Genomic DNA, 15,703 nt, shown 5'->3' with positions numbered 1-15,703 from the left:
CCAAAAGCAAAACGGCGGAGCGGCTTCTTTCGAAGCACGCTCCGCCGTTTCGCGGCGAACCGTCAGACGCTCTTAGTGGAGCTTCTTCGGCAGCATCTGGCTGCGCAGACGCTTGTGCAGGCGCTTGACGGCTGCTGCCTTCTTGCGCTTGCGGACTGCGGTCGGCTTTTCGTAGGACTGGCGTTCGCGCAGTTCAGCGATCAGGCCATTTTTTTCGATAGCACGGCGAAAGCGGCGAATCGCCACTTCGAACGGCTCGTTTTCTTTCAGAAGAATCGTCGTCATGTCGTTCCTAAATTGCTTAAACGGTCAAAAACGTAGCGGCCAAGCGCCACGCACCGGCCAACCGAGCGTCCCCACGAACAGGCGAAACGAGCGGAAATACGGCCTCGGAGGCCGGAAAAGAGAGGCGGAAAGCACCGCGAGTACGCTTCACAACCGCGTGCAGCGCCGCGTTTGACTGCCAGCAGACATGCCGAAAACGGCAGAGGCGTGACAGAAATCTCAATTCAGCCCGCCATCATAGCAGGGAATCACAGATAAAACTACCCTTTTGCGTCCCCCGGTTCGTCGCTCCGCGTGACGCGGCCGATCGCCCCGTCGAACGGGGCCGGGTGCCGCGCCTCCCCGCGGCCCGGCCGGCCAAGCCGGGCGTGCCTTTCGGCCGACAACCATCCTTCCGTCCCGAATTTACCCAAACATCCCTCTAAAGTTTTCGCCGGGTGTCGCCGTCAACCAGGAAAGGCGGGCAGCGCCAGTCGCGATAAAGCGCAACGCCGAAATCAGAACCTGTCTGTATCCCAGGCATTTTCCAAAACGAGGAAGCAAATGCTGAACATCAACACCAACATCCTTTCGCTGACGACGCAGACGAATCTGTCGGGCTCGCAAAGCGCACTGTCGCAAGCAATCAACCGCCTGTCGTCGGGCAAGCGCATCAACACCGCTGCTGACGATGCAGCAGGCCTCGCGATCTCGACGTCGCAAACGGCGGCAATCAATGCGCTGACGCAAGGTGTTGCAAACGCGAACAACGGCATCTCGATGATCCAGACCGCCAACGGCGCGCTGCAATCGACGGTCGACAACCTGCAGCGTATCCGTACGCTGGCGCAACAAGCGGGCGACGGCTCGCTGGATTCGAGCGCTCGCGCGAACCTGCAAGCTGAAGTGACGACGCGTCTCGGCGAAATCGACCGTGTCGCATCGCAAACGACGTTCAACAGCCAGACCATCCTGGGCGGCGCCGGCAGCGTCACGTTCCAGATCGGCGCAGCAGCGAACCAGGTCGTTACCGTCGACTTCGGCACGGCGAACTGGAACAGCACGGGCATGAGCGTGAACTCGCTGAGCGTCGCCACCCAGTCGGGCGCGCAATCGGCGATCACGGCGATCGACGCGGCACTGAAGCAAGTCAACACGTTCCAGGCAACGCTGGGCGCAGCACAGAACACGTTCCAGGCTGCGATCTCGACGACGCAAACCCAGGCAACCAACATGACCGCCGCTCGCTCGCAGATCACCGACGCGGACTTCGCGACGGAAACGGCGAACCTGAGCAAGGCGCAAGTGCTGCAACAAGCTGGTATCTCGGTTCTGGCGCAAGCGAACTCGCTGCCGCAGCAAGTCCTGAAGCTCCTCGGCTAATCGAGCAGCACCCGCGGCGGGCCGCGCGCCCGCCCGCCTCCGGGCCCGGCGGCGTCGCCATGCGACGGCCGCCGAAACAACCCGGATCGGAATTCTCCAGGGAGGCACGCCTCCCTCTTTGCATTGAACCGCGGCGCCCCGCCGCATCGCGCACGTTGGTTGCGCGGACGACCGGAGCAACGGCATGGCCACCACGACCCCCGTCAGCAGCACAGACATCAGCACCCTCCTGTCGCAGGCCGGACAGTCGATCATCAGCGGCGCGACCAATTCGTCGCTCGACGTCAATACGCTCGTCACGACGCTGGTGAACGCGAAGACGGCCGGGCAATTGCAGACCCTGCAGACCCGCCAGACGAACGACAATACGCAGCTGTCCGCGATCGGCCAGTTGAAGGGTGCGCTGTCCGCGCTGCAGACCGCGCTCACCGGCCTCTCGAACGGCACCACGCTCGGCAGCCTGGCCGCGACGGCGAGCGGCAGCGGCATCGCGACGACGGTCACGAGCGGCAGCGGCGCGGTGGCCGGTTCGTATTCGGTCAATGTCACGCAACTCGCGACCGCCAACAAGCTGTCGTCGGCCGGCGTGACGTCGGCGGACACGATCTCGGCCGGCTCGCTGAGCATCACCTTCGGCAGCAACCCCGCGTTCAACGTCAGCGTGGCGGCCGGCGCGTCGCTGTCCGACATCGCGTCGTCGATCAATTCGGCATCCGGCAATGCCGGCGTCACCGCATCGGTCATCACCGGTTCGGACGGCCAGCATCTCGTGATGCAGTCGAACGCCACCGGCGCGGCCAACACGATTTCGATCACGGGTACGGGCGTCAATTCGAAACTGACGTCGGGGTACACGACGGTCACGCCGGCCGCCGACGCGAAGCTGACGATCGACGGCACGCCGGTGTCGAGCGCGTCGAACAACGTGTCGGGCGCGCTGACGGGCGTCACGCTGGCGCTGTCGCAGGCCGCCGTCGGCACGACGCAAACCGTCACGCTGTCGCAGGACACGGCCGCGGCGACGACCGCGATCAACAATTTCGCGACCGCATACAGCAACTTCGTGAGCACGGCGAAATCGCTGTCGTCCTACGACCCGACGGCGAATACCGCCGGCCCGCTGCTCGGCGACGCGATGCTGAACACGATCAGGAACACGCTCGCGACGACGCTCAGCAGCGGCGTCACGACGGGCGGCACGACCTATGCGCTCGGCAGCATCGGCATCAACGTGGACTCGACCGGCGCGATGTCGGTCGACACCGCCGCGCTGACCACCGCGCTCAAGTCGAACGGTTCCGCGGTGGCGGCGATCTTCAACCAGACGAACGGCATCGCCCAGGCGCTCAATGCGAACATCAACTCGTACACGCAGACGTCCGGCCTGATCGACCAGCGCACCACCGCGATCAATGCCGATCTGACGAGCGTGCAGAATCAGGCCACGCAACTGCAGACCTACTCGAACCAGCTGACCACGCAATACACCGCGCAGTTCACCGCGCTGAACACGCTGATGGCGCAGATGGCGAACAACACCCGCTACCTGACCCAGCTGTTCGGCGGCCAGAACAGCGCGGGCGCGATGGCCACCAACAAGTAAGTCGCAACCGCACCGAACGGACCTGACCATGACGAACGACACCCTGTCCCGCGCCTTCGACCTGACCCGCGCGATGCAGTCGGCAGCCGACGCACGCGACTGGGTGCGCGTCGCGGCCCTCGTCGACGAACGCTCGCCGCTGCTGATGAACCTGTCCGGCGAGCAGACGCCAGACGCGCTGGACCAGGTGCGGCAGATCATGGCGATCGACGCGTCGATCACGGAGCATGCGCAGACCGACCGTGACCGCCTGGCTGCGGAATTTGCGCAGTCCCAGGAGCGGATCAAGGCCGCGAGCCAGTACCAGAAGGCCGGCATGCTGTGACCGGCCGGGCGTCTCGCCCGCCGCGCATTTCGAATTAAAAGACGCCGCCAGTCGAGCGGTCCGTTGTCGCCGTACCGTCGAGCCGCTTCCATGCGGCTTTTTTTTCGCCTGCAGGCGGGAGCGCGAGCCGGATCGCGCCGGCTACGCCCGCATCGCCCGCGTCGCCCGCTCGACGGCCGCGCCGATCATCTCGGGCGGCCGGCCCAACGATGCGCGAGCGCGGCTGCCAGCCGAGGCGCGCCCCGCTCGTCACGCGTCCGGGGTCGCCGTCTCGCCGGACGCGTAGCAGGCCCACATGCCGTGCAGCGCGTCCTCCAGGTTGCGCGCGAAGCGCGACGCGTCGCACAGCGGCGACGCGAGCAATTGCGCGCGCAGCGTTGCCCGCAACGTCGCCAGCCGGTCACGATCGCGTGCGAACGCGACGGCCTTCGTCAGGTACGCCTCCTCGTCCGTCGCGATCCACTCGCCCATGCCCGCCGCGTGCAGCACGCTTTCGCAAATGTGCGTGACGAACCGGCCGCCCTTCATCCCGAGCACCGGCACGCCCATCCACAGCGCTTCGGCCGTGGTCGTGCCGCCCGGGTACGGGAATGGGCTCAGCGCGATGTCGATGCGGTTATACGCGGCAAAGTATTCTGCACGCGGCGACCCGCCTTCGAGGATCAGCCGATCCGCGCCGATGCCGTGCCGCGCGAAGCGGTCGAGCGTCGCCTGGTTCACGTCGTCGGCGCCGAGCTCATGAGCCTTCAGCAGCAGGCGCGCGTCCGGCAGCGCGTGCAGGATGTGCGACCACAGCGCGACGACCTCGTCGCTGATCTTGACCAGCTTGCCGAAGCAGCCGAACGTGACGCCGCCATGAGCCACCATCGGCAGCGGGCCGACCGCGACATCGTACGGTGGCGGCGTGAAGCACAGGTAGCTGTCCGGCAGCCGCCACGGCCGCTCGGTGAAGTGATGCGCCTCGTCGGCGGGTAGCGTATGCGCATCGCCGATGAAATAGTCGATCGCGCGGCAACCGGTCGTCGCGAAGAAACCGAGCCAGCTCGCCTGCACCGGTGCGGGCTTGTGTCCGAAGATCGGCAGGCCGCTCCAGTCGGTATGGCCTGCCATATCGATCAGGATGTCGATGCCGTCGTCGCGAATCAGTTTCGCGGCCTCCTCGCGGCCCAGGCTGACCACCTTCTTCCAGCTCGCGAAGTTCGGCTTGAGCCGCGCGGTCACGTCGTCCTCGCCGATGAACGTCACATACGCATGTGGCTCGATGCGCGACCGGTCGATCCGCGCCAGCACGCTTTCCAGAAAAATGCCGACCGGGTGCTGCCGCAGGTCGCCCGACACGAAGCCGACGCGTAGCGGCCGCCCCTGTACCTGCGCGACGCGCTGCGCGCGGTCGTGCTCGAACGGAAGCGCATCGCGCTCGAGATGTTCGCCGTAGCGGCGCGCTTCAGCGACCCACTCCTGCGGCTCGAACGCGGGCGAACTCGACATGTTGAACAGCATCCGCGAGTACGCGCGATGCAGGTCGTAGCGGATTGCCGTGCGGAATGCGTCCAGCGCGCCGGCGAGATCGCCTTTCGCCCAGAGGATGTCGCCGAGCGTCATCTGGAGCTTCAGCGGATCGATGCCGAGTTCCCGCGCGATCTCCGTGTGCTTCATCGCCTCGTCGAACTTCTCGAGCCGAAACAGCGCGGCGGCGAGGTTCTGATGGGCGTCGGCATCGTCGGGGTTCAGGTCGATCGCGTGCCGGTAGCTCAGTTCCGCCGCCGCCAGCCGGTTGAGGTTGTGATACGCGTAGCCGAGGAAATTGTACGCATCGGCCAGTTCGGGATCGAGCTCGATCGCGTGCCGGCACGCCTGCACAGCCTCCCCGTATTCGCCCTGCTGGTTGCGCAAATCGCCGAGCCACGCCCATGCCTGTGCATGCGCGGGGTCGATCGCGACCGCCTGCTCGAGCAGTTCGAGCGCCTTGTCGAAATCGCCGATACGCTGCAGCAGCCTTGCCAGTACGCAGTGCGCGTCCGCGTCGCCTGGATCGAGTCCCTCGCGCGCATGGTCGACCGCACCCCGCAGATCACCTGCCGCGCGCAGCGTCTCGCTCAGTCCCTGGTGCGCGACACGGAAGCCCGGTTGCAGCGCGATGGCGCGACGATAGGCATCCGCAGCATCGTCGAATTTCTCCTGCGCATGCAGCGCGTTGCCGAGATTGCAGTACGCATCCGCGTATTGCGGCTGGTGCGCGACCGCCTTGGCGTAGCTCGCCGCCGCCGCCTCGTGCTCGCCCAGATCCCGCAGCGCGTTGCCGAGGTTGTTGTACGCCTGCGCATAGCCGGGGCGTAGCTCGATCGCCCGCGCGCAGCTCTCCATCGCGGCCGTCGGCTCGCGCGCGTCGCGCAGCGCGTTGCCGAGGTTGTTGTGCGCTTCCGGAAAGTCCGGCCGCAGCGCCACCGCGCGCCGGTAGTGCACGATCGCGTCGTCGAGCCGGCCGCTTTCGCGCAGCATGTTGCCCAGGTTGTTGAAGTACGACGCGTCCGGCCGCTCGACGAGCGATTGCTCCATCAGTGCGAGCCCCGCGTCGTACTGCTTCAGCTGGCACGCGAGCAGCCCGAGGAAATGCAGCGCATCCGGCTGGCCCGGCTGCGCGGCGAGGATCGCGTCGTACAGCGCCTTCGCTTCCGCGAGACGCCCCGCCTGATGATGCGCCAGCGCGGACTGCAGCGTGTCGTGGATATCGTTCATGCTTCCTGCTCCGAGTTCGTATAGCGTTGCCACATGGCGAGGAACGCCGCTTCGAGATGCGCGGCGAACCGCCGCGCGTCGCACAACGGCGATGCGAGCAGCTGCGCGCGCAGCCCGGCGCGCAGCGCCGCGAGCTGCTCGCGATCGCGCACCGCCGCGATCGCCTTCGCGACATAGGTGTCCTCGCCGTCAGCGACCCATTCGCCCATGCCCGCCGCGTGCAGCACGCTTTCGCAAATGTGCGTGACGAAGCGGCTGCCCTTCATCCCGAGCACCGGCACGCCCATCCACAGCGCTTCGGCCGTGGTCGTGCCGCCCGGGTACGGAAACGGGCTCAGCGCGACGTCGATGCGGTGATACGCGGCAAAGTATTCCGCGCGCGGCGAACCGCTCTCGAGGATCAGCCGGTCCGCGTCGATGCCATGCCGCGCGAAGCGCGCGGCGGTCGCGTCGCGCACGCCCTCGCGGCCGAGTTCATGCGCCTTGAGCAGCAGGCGCGCGTCCGGCAGTGTGTGCAGGATGCGCGACCACGCGCGCACGACGTCGTCGCCGATCTTCACGAGCTGGCCGAAGCAACCGAACGTCGGATGGCCGCTCGCCGCCATCGGCAGCGGGCCGACCTCGACGTCGCAGGCCGGCGGCGTGAAGCACAGGAAGCTGTCGGGCAGCCGCCACGGCTTCTCGACGAAGTGATGCGCTTCGGCGTCCGGCAGCGTGTAGCGGTCGCCGATGAAGTAGTCGATCGCATCGCAGCCGGTCGACGCGAAGAAGCCGAGCCAGCTCGCCTGCACCGGCGCGGGTTTCCAGCCGAACACGGGAAGCCCGCTCGACTGCGTATGGCCCGCGAGGTCGACGAGGACGTCGATTTCGTCGTCGTGAATCATTCGCGCGGCCGCCTCCGGACCCAGCGCGGCGATCGAGCGCCAGCCGTTCGCGTGCGGCTTCAGTTTCGCGGTGATCGCGTCCTCCTCGTCCGTGGTCGCGTACACGCGCAGGTCGATGCGCGTGCGCTCGAGGTGCGCCAGCACGCTTTCCAGGAAGATGCCGACCGGATGCAGGCGCAGGTCGCCGGACACGAAGCCGACGCGCAGCGGCCGCCCTTGTGCGCGCGCGTCCCGCTCGCGCGGGTCGTGCGCATAGCGCGTCGAACGCGCGGCCAGGTGCCGGCCGTAGCGCCGCGCGTCGGCCAGGTAGTCGGCGGGGTTCACGCAAGCGGACGCCGCCGCGCTGAACAGCAGCCGGTTCAGCACGGTCGCCGCGACGTCGTCGGCGTCGTCGCGCACCAGCGCCAGCGCATCGCGATACGCGTGGACCGCGGCATCGACGTTGCCCTGCGCGCGCAGGATGTCGCCGAGATTGACGTGCATCAACACGGCCGGCGGGCCGGCCTGCAACGCCTGCCGGCAATACACGAGCGCCTCGTCGAGCCGCTGCAGCTTCAGCAGCACGACGGACAGGTTGTGGCACGCGCCGGCGTCCACCGGATTCAGCGTGACAGCCGTGCGATGGCTGGCCTGCGCCGCGTCGAGCCGGTCCAGTCCGTGATACGCGTTGCCCGCGTGGTTGTGCGCTTCGGCGAGGTTCGGCGCGAGCCGGATCGCGTCCTGCGCATGCGCGAGCGCCTCCGCGCAGCGCAGCTGCCGGTGACGCACGGCGCTCAAGTTCGCGTGGGCCATCGCCATCGACGGGTCCAGCTCGATCGCGCGACCGTAGTGCGACGCGGCGCGATCAAGGTCGCCCAGATCCTGCAACGCGTTGCCGAGGTTGTTGTACGCCTGCGCATAGCCGGGGCGCAGCTCGATCGCCCGCGCGCAGCTCTCCATCGCGGCCGCCGGCTCGCGCGCGTCGCGCAGCGCGTTGCCGAGGTTGTTGTGCGCTTCCGGATAGTCCGGCCGCAGCGCCACCGCGCGCCGATAGTGCGCGATCGCGTCGTCGAGCCGGCCGCTTTCGCGCAGCATGTTGCCCAGGTTGTTGAAGTACGACGCGTCCGGCCGCTCGACGAGCGATTGCTCCATCAGCGCGAGTCCCGCGTCGTACTGCTTCAGCTGGCACGCCAGCAGCCCGAGAAAATGCAGCGCATCCGGCTGGCCCGGCTGCGCGGTGAGGATCGCGTCGTACAGCGTCTTCGCTTCCGCGAGACGCCCCGCCTGATGATGCTCGAGCGCCGCCTGCAATGCCTGTGCTGTTCCGTCCATCTCGTCTGCTCTGCTCAATAGGGATGCGGTTCGCGTCCGAAGTCGATCCGCCTGCCGCCGTGCCCGATCATCACGGCCGACGCCGCAATCTCGTCGCGTGCCGTCCCGACTACGGTGTCGCGCACGCGCTACCGGTCGGAACGACGATCACGTCGGCCGGCGAGGTGTTCGGCGCGAGGAGCGCCATGTTCCGCTTGCCGCTGGCGTGGAAATGCCCACGCACGTCACGTCGCGAGCGGCCTCACACGGATGCGCCCGGCGCGGCTTCGACGTGCTGCGCCCACATACCGTGCAGTGCGTCCTCGAAGTGGCGCGCGAAGCGGGGCGCGTCGCACAGCGGCGACGCGAGCACCTGTGCGCGCAGCGTCGTGCGCAGCGCCGCCAGCCCGGCGGGCGAGCCGACCTGCGCGACGGCCTTCGCGACATACGCGTCGTCGTCGTCCGCGATCCACTCGGGCAGCCGCGCCGAATGCAGCAGGCTCTCGGCGATGTGCGACAGGAAGCGCTCGCCGCGCCGGCACAGAACGGGCACACCCATCCACAGCGCTTCGGCGGTCGTCGTGCCGCCCGGATACGGGAACGGGCTCAGCATCAGGTCGACGCGCCGGTATGCGGCCAGGTATTCGGCGCGTGGCGAGCGGCCGTCGAGGATCAGGCGCTGCGCGTCGATGCCGTGCGCCGCGAAGCGCGCGGCAAGCGCCTGCTGCTCGCGCGGATCGTCGAGATGCTCCGCCTTCACGAACAGCTTCGCGCCCGCGACCGATTGCAGCACGCGCGACCAGACCGCGACGACGCGATCGGTGATCTTCGCGAGCTTGCCGAAATAGCCGAAGGTCGGATGGCCGTTCGCGAGCATCGGCAGCGCGCCGACGTCGACAGGCTCGGCCGGCGGCGTGAAGCACAGATAGCTGTCCGGCAGATGCCACGGCCGCTCGGTGAAATGCGCGGCCTCGGCGGGCGGCAGCACATGACGGTCGCCGATCACGTAGTCGATCGCGCGCACGCCGGTGCTCGCGAAATAACCGGGCCAGCTCGCCTGCAGCGGCGCGGGCTTCCACGCGAACAGCGGCAGGCGGTTGTAGACCGTGTGGCCCGCCGCGTCGAGCAGCACGTCGATGCGGTCCGCGCGGACACGCGCGGCCGCCGCCTCGTCGCTCAGACCGGCAATGCAGGTCCACGTCGCGAAGGCCGGCTTGATGCGGGCGGTCACGTCGTCCTCGACGTCGCGCGTCGGGTACGCATGCATCTCGATCCGGTTCGCGTCGAGATGCTTCAGCATGCTCTCGATGAAATAGCCGACCGGATGCGCTTTCAGGTCCCCCGACACGATGCCGACCTTGAGCGGCCGCCCGGCGCGGGCGGTCAGGTCGACGAGCCAGTCCGTCCACGGCGTCGCGCACCGCGTGACGACTTCGTCGTAGCGCGCGGCCTCGGCGAGATAGGCGTCGTGGTCGAACGCTTCGCTGCAGTGGCTCGCGAACAGCAGGTTGCTGCGCGGCTCCGGCAGTTCGGGGCGCAGCGCGATCGCGTGCCGGTAAGCCTCGAGCGCGGCCGGAATCTCGTTCAGGTCGAACAGCGCATTCGCAAGGTTGTTGTAGGCCTGGCCATTGTCCGGCTTCAGCGAGATGGCCTGGCAGAACGCATCGACGGCCGCGCGGGCATCGCCGGCGAGCCGAAGCGCGTTGCCGAGGTTGTTGTACGCATCGACGTAGTCGGGTCGCAGTTCGATTGCGAGACGGAAGCATTCGGCGGCGGCGGCGTGACGGTTGTCCGCCTGCATCACGTTGCCGAGGTTGTAGTAGTACATCGCGTCCGGCCTGATCTCGATCGCCGCCATGATCAGGTCGGATGCCTCCTGATAGCGCCCGTACTGATGGCCGACCAGGCCGAGGAGGTGAAGCGCGTCCGCGTGCCGGGGATCGGTGTCGAGGATCTGCCGGTACAGCGTCTCGGCCTCTTCCAGCCGGTCGGCCTGATGGTGCGCCAGCGCCTGTTCGATCGTGGCGGCGGCGGGGGAGGTGGGCATCATGAGCTATGTCGTCCTGGTAGCCAATACGGGATTCGAATCGCGGCCGGCTCCGCTGCGTCGGCGCACGCCTTCGCCTGCGGACGCGCGCACCGACGGTCTCCGACGTGTCCGAATTCTCCTCGCGCACGCCGCGTTCCAATTTGGCGAGCAGGTGCTGGAATTGGTCGCTATTCCCGCTACTGCAAGCCGCCCCCGCGGGGGGCCCGAATTCGCACCGGACCACCCGCGAATCCATCGAAATGCGGGGTGAAACCACCCGCTAATCCGACATTCGATCCTGGCGGCGCTCGCTAGACTTGATCGCAGAAAGATGTCCGACTTGCGACGTTCGGACGGTTGCGCATTCCGATGCCACCGCGCCGACACGCGCTCGTCCGGTCACACCCTTTGTGCCTGGAGCCCTGTGTATGCACGAATCAGCGATCATCACCAACGCAGATGGCGATCAGCTCGCGGCGCGCCGCGAACTGTTCGACCTGATGCAGACCTACCCCGCGACGCGCGAGGAACTGGAACGGTCGCTCGGCCTGTTCGTGCGCGGCTCGCTCCTCGCACGCATTCTCGCGACCTTTGAGATCTATCAAAAAATCGTGCCGCTGCCGGGCGCGATCCTCGATCTCGGCACGTGGCGCGGGCAGACCGCCGTGCTGTGCGAGAACTTCCGCGCGATTCTCGAGCCGCTGAACTTCCAGCGCCGCATCCACGCATTCGATACGTTCACGGGCTACACGGGCTTCGCCGAGCACGACACGCGCGACCGCAAGCTGTTCTCCGACGGCACGTACTCGCTGTCCGGCGAGTACGCCGACCTGCTGCGCAAGCTGCTGAACCTGCACGAGCGCAGCAACGCGATGGGGCACGTGCATGACAAGCACCACGTATGGGAAGGCGACTGCCGCGACACGCTGGCGGCGTTCGACGAAGCGCATCCCGGCGAGATGGTCGCACTTGCGTGGTTCGACCTGAACGTGATCGAGCCGACCCGGCACGCGTTCGACGCGGTGATGGAGCGGCTGGTGCCCGGCGGCGTCGTTGCGTTCTGGCAGCTCACCCGCGGCGGCCAGCTGCCCGCGGAAGGCGTCCATTACCTGCGCGACCTGCTCGGCAACCGTCCGCACCAGATCCACAAGGCGGCGGCCTATCCGTCGCTGTGCTACCTGTCATTCCCCGAGGGTGGAGGCGCACGCAAATGAAAATCGCCATCCTCGGCAACGGCATTCTCGGCCTGATGACGGCCCGCGCATGGCAGCGGGCGGACCCGGGCGTCGAGCTCGTGATCGTCGGCCACGCGCATCGGCCCGGCTCGGCCACGCGCGCGGCGGCGGCGATGCTCAATTCGTTCACCGAGCTGGAAGGCGATTCGCTCGGCGCGCCGATCGACCGCTTCAAGTTCGAGCTGAGCCGCGGCGCGACGGCGGCCTGGCCCGCCGTATTCGCTGAAATCTGCACGCCGGAGCGCGCGATCGCGCACGGCTTCGGCACCTTCGTGCTGAACAACGCGGCGACCGACGCGCTCGACGACGAGAACTTCGCGGCCATGCAGCGGTTCTGCCGCGAATTCGAGGAGCCCTGCGAGGCGGTCGATCCGTCAGGGATCCCGAACTATCATCCGGACCCGCGCTATCGCGCGCTGAAGGCGGTCTTCCTGAAGCGCGAAGGCTGGGTCAATCCGAAACAGTTTCTCGATGCGCTGACCGAGTCGGTCGCGCAAGCCGGCAACGTGCGCTTCATCGACGCCGAGGTCGAGCGGCTCGACACCGCGGCCGGACGCGTCACCGGGGCGCGCCTGTCCGATGGCAGCATGCTCGGCGCGGACCGCTTCATCCTCTGCAACGGCGCCAACGTGACGCGCGTGCTGCAGGCGAGCCTGCCCGAACTGCCGGTGCAGCGGATGTTCTACGGCGTCGGCATGTCGGTTGAACTGCAGAGCGCGGAGAACGTGCACACGCACTGCGTGCGCACGACCAACCGCGGCCTCGCGTGCGGTGTGTATTCGGCGCCGCACGGGCCTGACCGGACCCTCGTCGGCGCCAGCAACTACATCAGCCCGGTGCCGCACGAGCACGGCCACGCCGGCAGCGCGTACACGCTGCTCAAGTCCGCGATGGACCAGATCAACACCCGCTTCTCGCGCGCGAGCCTGGTCAACGTCAACGTCGGCTGGCGGCCGACGACGTCCGACCTGTATCCGCTGTTCGGCGAAACCAGCGTGCGCGACCTGTGGATTCTCGGCGGCACCAAGCGCGACGGCTTCCACCTGTCGCCGGTGCTGAGCCGCGATCTCGTCGCGGCGATGCGCGGCGAACCGATCGATCCGCGCTACGCGGAACTCGCGCCCGAACGCCCGCTGATCCGCAACATGACGCGCGAGGCCGCGATCGCGAAGACGGTACGCCATCAGATCAATGCCGCGTACCAGCACGACTTCGTGCCGGCGCGCAACCGCATGGTCGAGCAGCTCCAGAACGCGATCCGCGCGGACCTGGAGGCGCTGCACGACAAGCTGGGCGCAACGGACTGGGGCATTCCGCCCGAGCTCGTCGACATGTACCGGTACGGCCACATTCCGGCATGAGCGGTGCGACCATGAACCGCGACGCGAAGCGGGTGGCGATCGTCCAGTCCAACTACATTCCGTGGAAGGGCTACTTCGACCTGATCGCCGCCAGCGACGAGTTCATCCTCTACGATGACGCGCAGTACACGCGCCGCGACTGGCGCAACCGCAACCAGATCAAGACGCCGCAGGGCGTGCAATGGCTGAGCGTGCCGGTGAAGGTGAAGGGCAAGTATCACCAGTCGATCCGCGAAACCGAGATCGACGGCGCCGACTGGGCGCCGCTGCACTGGAAGGCCCTGCAGCAGAACTACGCGCGCGCGCCGCACTTCGCGCGCTATGCGGACGAGCTCGAAGCGCTCTACACCGGTCGCACCTACGGGATGCTGAGCGAGCTGAATTTCGCGATGCTGACGTGGGTCCTCCGGCAACTGGAGATCGGCACGCGCGTGTCGTCGACGTCGGACTATGCGCTGCACGGCGACCGCACCGAGAAGCTGCTGAACCTGTGCGTGCAGGCGGGCGCGACCGAGTACCTGTCCGGCCCGGCCGCGCGCAGCTACCTCGACGAGAACCTGTTCGCCGATGCCGGCGTCGCGGTGCGCTGGTTCGACTATCCGACCTATCCCGAGTATCCGCAGCAGTGGGGCGACTTCGTCCACGGCGTGACGGTGCTCGACGTGCTGTTCAACTGCGGTCCCGAAGCGCGCCGGTACGCGCTGACCTCGAAAGACTGAGGTGATGTCCATGAGCGAATCCCGGCATGCGAGCCTGCTGGAAGAAGTGGCCGCGTACTACAGCGCGCGGCTGGCGGAGCACGGCGCGACCGCGCGCGGCGTCGACTGGAACGGCGAAACCGGCCAGTTCCTGCGCTTCGAACAACTGACGAAGATCCTGCCCGCGTCCGGCGGCCACTCGGTGAACGACATCGGCTGCGGCTACGGCGCGCTGGTCGATTTCCTGAAGGCGCGCGCGCTGCCGGACGGCTTCGCATATGCGGGCTACGACATCTCGTCCGACATGGTCGACGCCGCGCGGCAGCGCTACCGTGACGACGCGAACGTCGCGTTTCATGTCGGCGCGGTGCCACAGGCCGCGTCGGACTACGGGATCGCATCGGGCATCTTCAACGTCAGGCGCGGTCACGGCGACGACGCGTGGCTCGACTACATCCACGCGACGCTCGACACGCTGCACGCGACGAGCCGGCTGGGCTTCGCGTTCAACTGCCTGACGTCGTATTCCGATCCGCCGTTCATGCGCCCGGACCTCCTGTACTACGCGGACCCATGCGTGCTGTTCGATCGCTGCAAGCGCCGCTATTCGCGCCACGTCGCGCTGCTGCACGACTACGGCCTGTACGAATTCACGATTCTCGTCCGCAAGGACATCTGAGCGGCGCCGCGCGCGAGCCGCGCGGCCAAACGTCCCCCTTACCGCGGAGCCTGACCATGTTCGGCCCACCCAATCTCGACTGCATTCCGTTCGGCCGCCCGTTCGTGGTCGGCAAGGAGCTCTACTACATCGCGAAAGCGGTCGAGCAGGGCGGCCTCGCCGGCGACCAGGCGTTCACGAAGCTCTGCCACCGCTGGCTGGAAGCGCGCGTCGGCTGCCAGCGCGCGCTGCTCACGCACTCGTGCACGGCCGCGCTCGAGATGGCCGCGATCCTCGCCGACGTGCAGCCCGGCGACGAAGTGATCATGCCGTCCTACACGTTCGTGTCGACCGCCAACGCGTTCGTGCTGCGCGGCGCGACGCCGGTGTTCGTCGACATCCGCCGCGACACGCTGAACCTTGACGAGACGCAGATCGCCGCCGCGATCACCCAGCGCACGCGCGCGATCGTGCCGGTGCACTACGCGGGCGTCGCATGCGACATGGACGTGATCGGGCAGCTCGCGGCGGACCACGACCTGTGGGTGATCGAGGACGCCGCCCAGGCGCTGCAGTCGACGTGGAACGGCAAGCCGCTCGGCAGCCTCGGCCACCTCGCGTGCCTCAGCTTCCACGAGACCAAGAACGTGATCTCGGGCGAAGGCGGCGCGCTGCTGGTCAACGACCCGCGCCTCGTCGAGCGCGCGGAGATCATCCGCGAGAAGGGCACCAACCGCAGCCAGTTCTTCCGCGGGCAGGTGGACAAGTACACCTGGGTGGACGTCGGCTCGTCGTTCCTGCCGGGCGAGCTGATCGCGGCGTTCCTGTACGCGCAGTTCGAGCACGCGGATGTGATCACCGCGCAGCGGCGCGCGACCGTGCAGCGCTACCAGGACGCGCTGCAGCCGCTGCACGCGGACGGGCTGATCGAGCTGCCCGCGATTTCGCTCGCCGAGCGCGGCAACGGCCACATGTTCTATTTCCTCGCACGCGACCTCGCCGAACGCACCGAGCTGCTGCAGCAGATCCGCGCGGTGGGCGTGAACGCGGTGTTCCACTACGTGCCGCTGCACAGTTCGCCGGCCGGCCAGCGCTACGGGCGCTGCGGGTCCGGCATGGCGGTGACGGACCTCGTCGCCGACCGGCTCGTCCGGCTGCCGCTGTACCACGACATGACCGAAGCCGAACAGGATCGCATCCTCGACGTGGTCTTCAATTTCTACCGCACCCGATAACG

12 protein-coding genes are annotated in these 15,703 nt (G+C 67.6%); 8 read left to right on the top strand and 4 right to left on the bottom strand.

Translation table 11 applies throughout. The features are described 5' to 3' along the window. Nucleotides 1-72: 72 nt before the first annotated feature. Nucleotides 73-285 (bottom strand): 30S ribosomal protein S21, encoded by a 213-nt coding sequence (rpsU, locus tag WJ16_RS00830; RefSeq protein ID WP_006401410.1) that lies wholly within the window; start codon nucleotides 283-285, stop codon nucleotides 73-75. A 543-nt stretch (nucleotides 286-828) separates the two neighbouring features. Between rpsU and WJ16_RS00825 the strand changes: the two genes are divergently transcribed. The 3 genes from WJ16_RS00825 (at nucleotide 829) to WJ16_RS00815 (ending at nucleotide 3,575) form a co-directional block, all read left to right on the top strand. Continuing rightward, nucleotides 829-1,647, top strand: coding sequence for a flagellin domain-containing protein (locus tag WJ16_RS00825; protein ID WP_069255457.1), 819 nt, complete (start codon nucleotides 829-831; stop codon nucleotides 1,645-1,647). Nucleotides 1,648-1,831: 184 nt separating this feature from the next. Next, nucleotides 1,832-3,250, top strand: coding sequence for a flagellar filament capping protein FliD (gene fliD / locus WJ16_RS00820; protein WP_069255456.1), 1,419 nt, complete (start codon nucleotides 1,832-1,834; stop codon nucleotides 3,248-3,250). Between the two features lie 28 nt (nucleotides 3,251-3,278). Beyond that, nucleotides 3,279-3,575: a flagellar protein FliT gene (locus WJ16_RS00815; RefSeq protein WP_011350579.1), complete on the top strand. Its 297-nt coding sequence runs from the start codon at nucleotides 3,279-3,281 to the stop codon at nucleotides 3,573-3,575. Nucleotides 3,576-3,824: 249 nt separating this feature from the next. Here WJ16_RS00815 and WJ16_RS00810 read toward each other — a convergent pair whose 3' ends face one another. The 3 genes from WJ16_RS00810 to WJ16_RS00800 all read right to left on the bottom strand — a co-directional run bounded on the left by WJ16_RS00810 (nucleotide 3,825) and on the right by WJ16_RS00800 (nucleotide 10,535). Next, nucleotides 3,825-6,311, bottom strand: coding sequence for a tetratricopeptide repeat protein (locus tag WJ16_RS00810; RefSeq protein WP_069255455.1), 2,487 nt, complete (start codon nucleotides 6,309-6,311; stop codon nucleotides 3,825-3,827). Beyond that, nucleotides 6,308-8,506 (bottom strand): tetratricopeptide repeat protein, encoded by a 2,199-nt coding sequence (locus WJ16_RS00805; RefSeq protein ID WP_069255454.1) that lies wholly within the window; start codon nucleotides 8,504-8,506, stop codon nucleotides 6,308-6,310. The genes WJ16_RS00810 and WJ16_RS00805 overlap by 4 nt, the downstream gene beginning before the upstream one ends. Nucleotides 8,507-8,747: 241 nt before the next feature. Beyond that, complete coding sequence (locus WJ16_RS00800) at nucleotides 8,748-10,535, bottom strand: O-linked N-acetylglucosamine transferase, SPINDLY family protein (RefSeq protein WP_069255453.1); 1,788 nt, start codon at nucleotides 10,533-10,535, stop codon at nucleotides 8,748-8,750. Nucleotides 10,536-10,942: 407 nt separating this feature from the next. Between WJ16_RS00800 and WJ16_RS00795 the strand changes: the two genes are divergently transcribed. From WJ16_RS00795 to rffA, 5 genes are read left to right on the top strand one after another with little or no spacing between them, the layout of a single operon-like run. After that, complete coding sequence (locus WJ16_RS00795; protein ID WP_069246845.1) at nucleotides 10,943-11,728, top strand: class I SAM-dependent methyltransferase; 786 nt, start codon at nucleotides 10,943-10,945, stop codon at nucleotides 11,726-11,728. Continuing rightward, complete coding sequence (locus tag WJ16_RS00790; RefSeq protein ID WP_069255452.1) at nucleotides 11,725-13,110, top strand: NAD(P)/FAD-dependent oxidoreductase; 1,386 nt, start codon at nucleotides 11,725-11,727, stop codon at nucleotides 13,108-13,110. The genes WJ16_RS00795 and WJ16_RS00790 overlap by 4 nt, the downstream gene beginning before the upstream one ends. Next, nucleotides 13,107-13,829: a WbqC family protein gene (locus WJ16_RS00785; protein WP_157126703.1), complete on the top strand. Its 723-nt coding sequence runs from the start codon at nucleotides 13,107-13,109 to the stop codon at nucleotides 13,827-13,829. Before WJ16_RS00790 ends, WJ16_RS00785 begins: the two co-directional genes overlap by 4 nt. A gap of 10 nt (nucleotides 13,830-13,839) precedes the next feature. Further along, nucleotides 13,840-14,487, top strand: coding sequence for a class I SAM-dependent methyltransferase (locus WJ16_RS00780; RefSeq protein ID WP_069255451.1), 648 nt, complete (start codon nucleotides 13,840-13,842; stop codon nucleotides 14,485-14,487). 56 nt (nucleotides 14,488-14,543) lie between these two features. Further along, on the top strand, nucleotides 14,544-15,701 hold the full coding sequence (rffA, locus tag WJ16_RS00775) for a dTDP-4-amino-4,6-dideoxygalactose transaminase (RefSeq protein ID WP_069246841.1): 1,158 nt from the start codon (nucleotides 14,544-14,546) through the stop codon (nucleotides 15,699-15,701). Nucleotides 15,702-15,703 lie beyond the last annotated feature (2 nt).

Source organism: Burkholderia metallica, assembly GCF_001718555.1.
GTDB lineage: Bacteria > Pseudomonadota > Gammaproteobacteria > Burkholderiales > Burkholderiaceae > Burkholderia > Burkholderia metallica.
Note: the sequence above shows the minus strand (reverse complement) of the source record. Positions and strands in the feature narration are given on the sequence as shown.

Bases quoted from the DNA above. Each gene is read 5' to 3' on its own strand.
- rpsU (WP_006401410.1), bottom strand. From the start codon at position 285: ATGACGACGATTCTTCTGAAAGAAAACGAGCCGTTCGAAGTGGCGATT.
- WJ16_RS00825 (WP_069255457.1), top strand. From the start codon at position 829: ATGCTGAACATCAACACCAACATCCTTTCGCTGACGACGCAGACGAAT.
- fliD (WP_069255456.1), top strand. From the start codon at position 1,832: ATGGCCACCACGACCCCCGTCAGCAGCACAGACATCAGCACCCTCCTG.
- WJ16_RS00815 (WP_011350579.1), top strand. From the start codon at position 3,279: ATGACGAACGACACCCTGTCCCGCGCCTTCGACCTGACCCGCGCGATG.
- WJ16_RS00810 (WP_069255455.1), bottom strand. From the start codon at position 6,311: ATGAACGATATCCACGACACGCTGCAGTCCGCGCTGGCGCATCATCAG.
- WJ16_RS00805 (WP_069255454.1), bottom strand. From the start codon at position 8,506: ATGGACGGAACAGCACAGGCATTGCAGGCGGCGCTCGAGCATCATCAG.
- WJ16_RS00800 (WP_069255453.1), bottom strand. From the start codon at position 10,535: ATGATGCCCACCTCCCCCGCCGCCGCCACGATCGAACAGGCGCTGGCG.
- WJ16_RS00795 (WP_069246845.1), top strand. From the start codon at position 10,943: ATGCACGAATCAGCGATCATCACCAACGCAGATGGCGATCAGCTCGCG.
- WJ16_RS00790 (WP_069255452.1), top strand. From the start codon at position 11,725: ATGAAAATCGCCATCCTCGGCAACGGCATTCTCGGCCTGATGACGGCC.
- WJ16_RS00785 (WP_157126703.1), top strand. From the start codon at position 13,107: ATGAGCGGTGCGACCATGAACCGCGACGCGAAGCGGGTGGCGATCGTC.
- WJ16_RS00780 (WP_069255451.1), top strand. From the start codon at position 13,840: ATGAGCGAATCCCGGCATGCGAGCCTGCTGGAAGAAGTGGCCGCGTAC.
- rffA (WP_069246841.1), top strand. From the start codon at position 14,544: ATGTTCGGCCCACCCAATCTCGACTGCATTCCGTTCGGCCGCCCGTTC.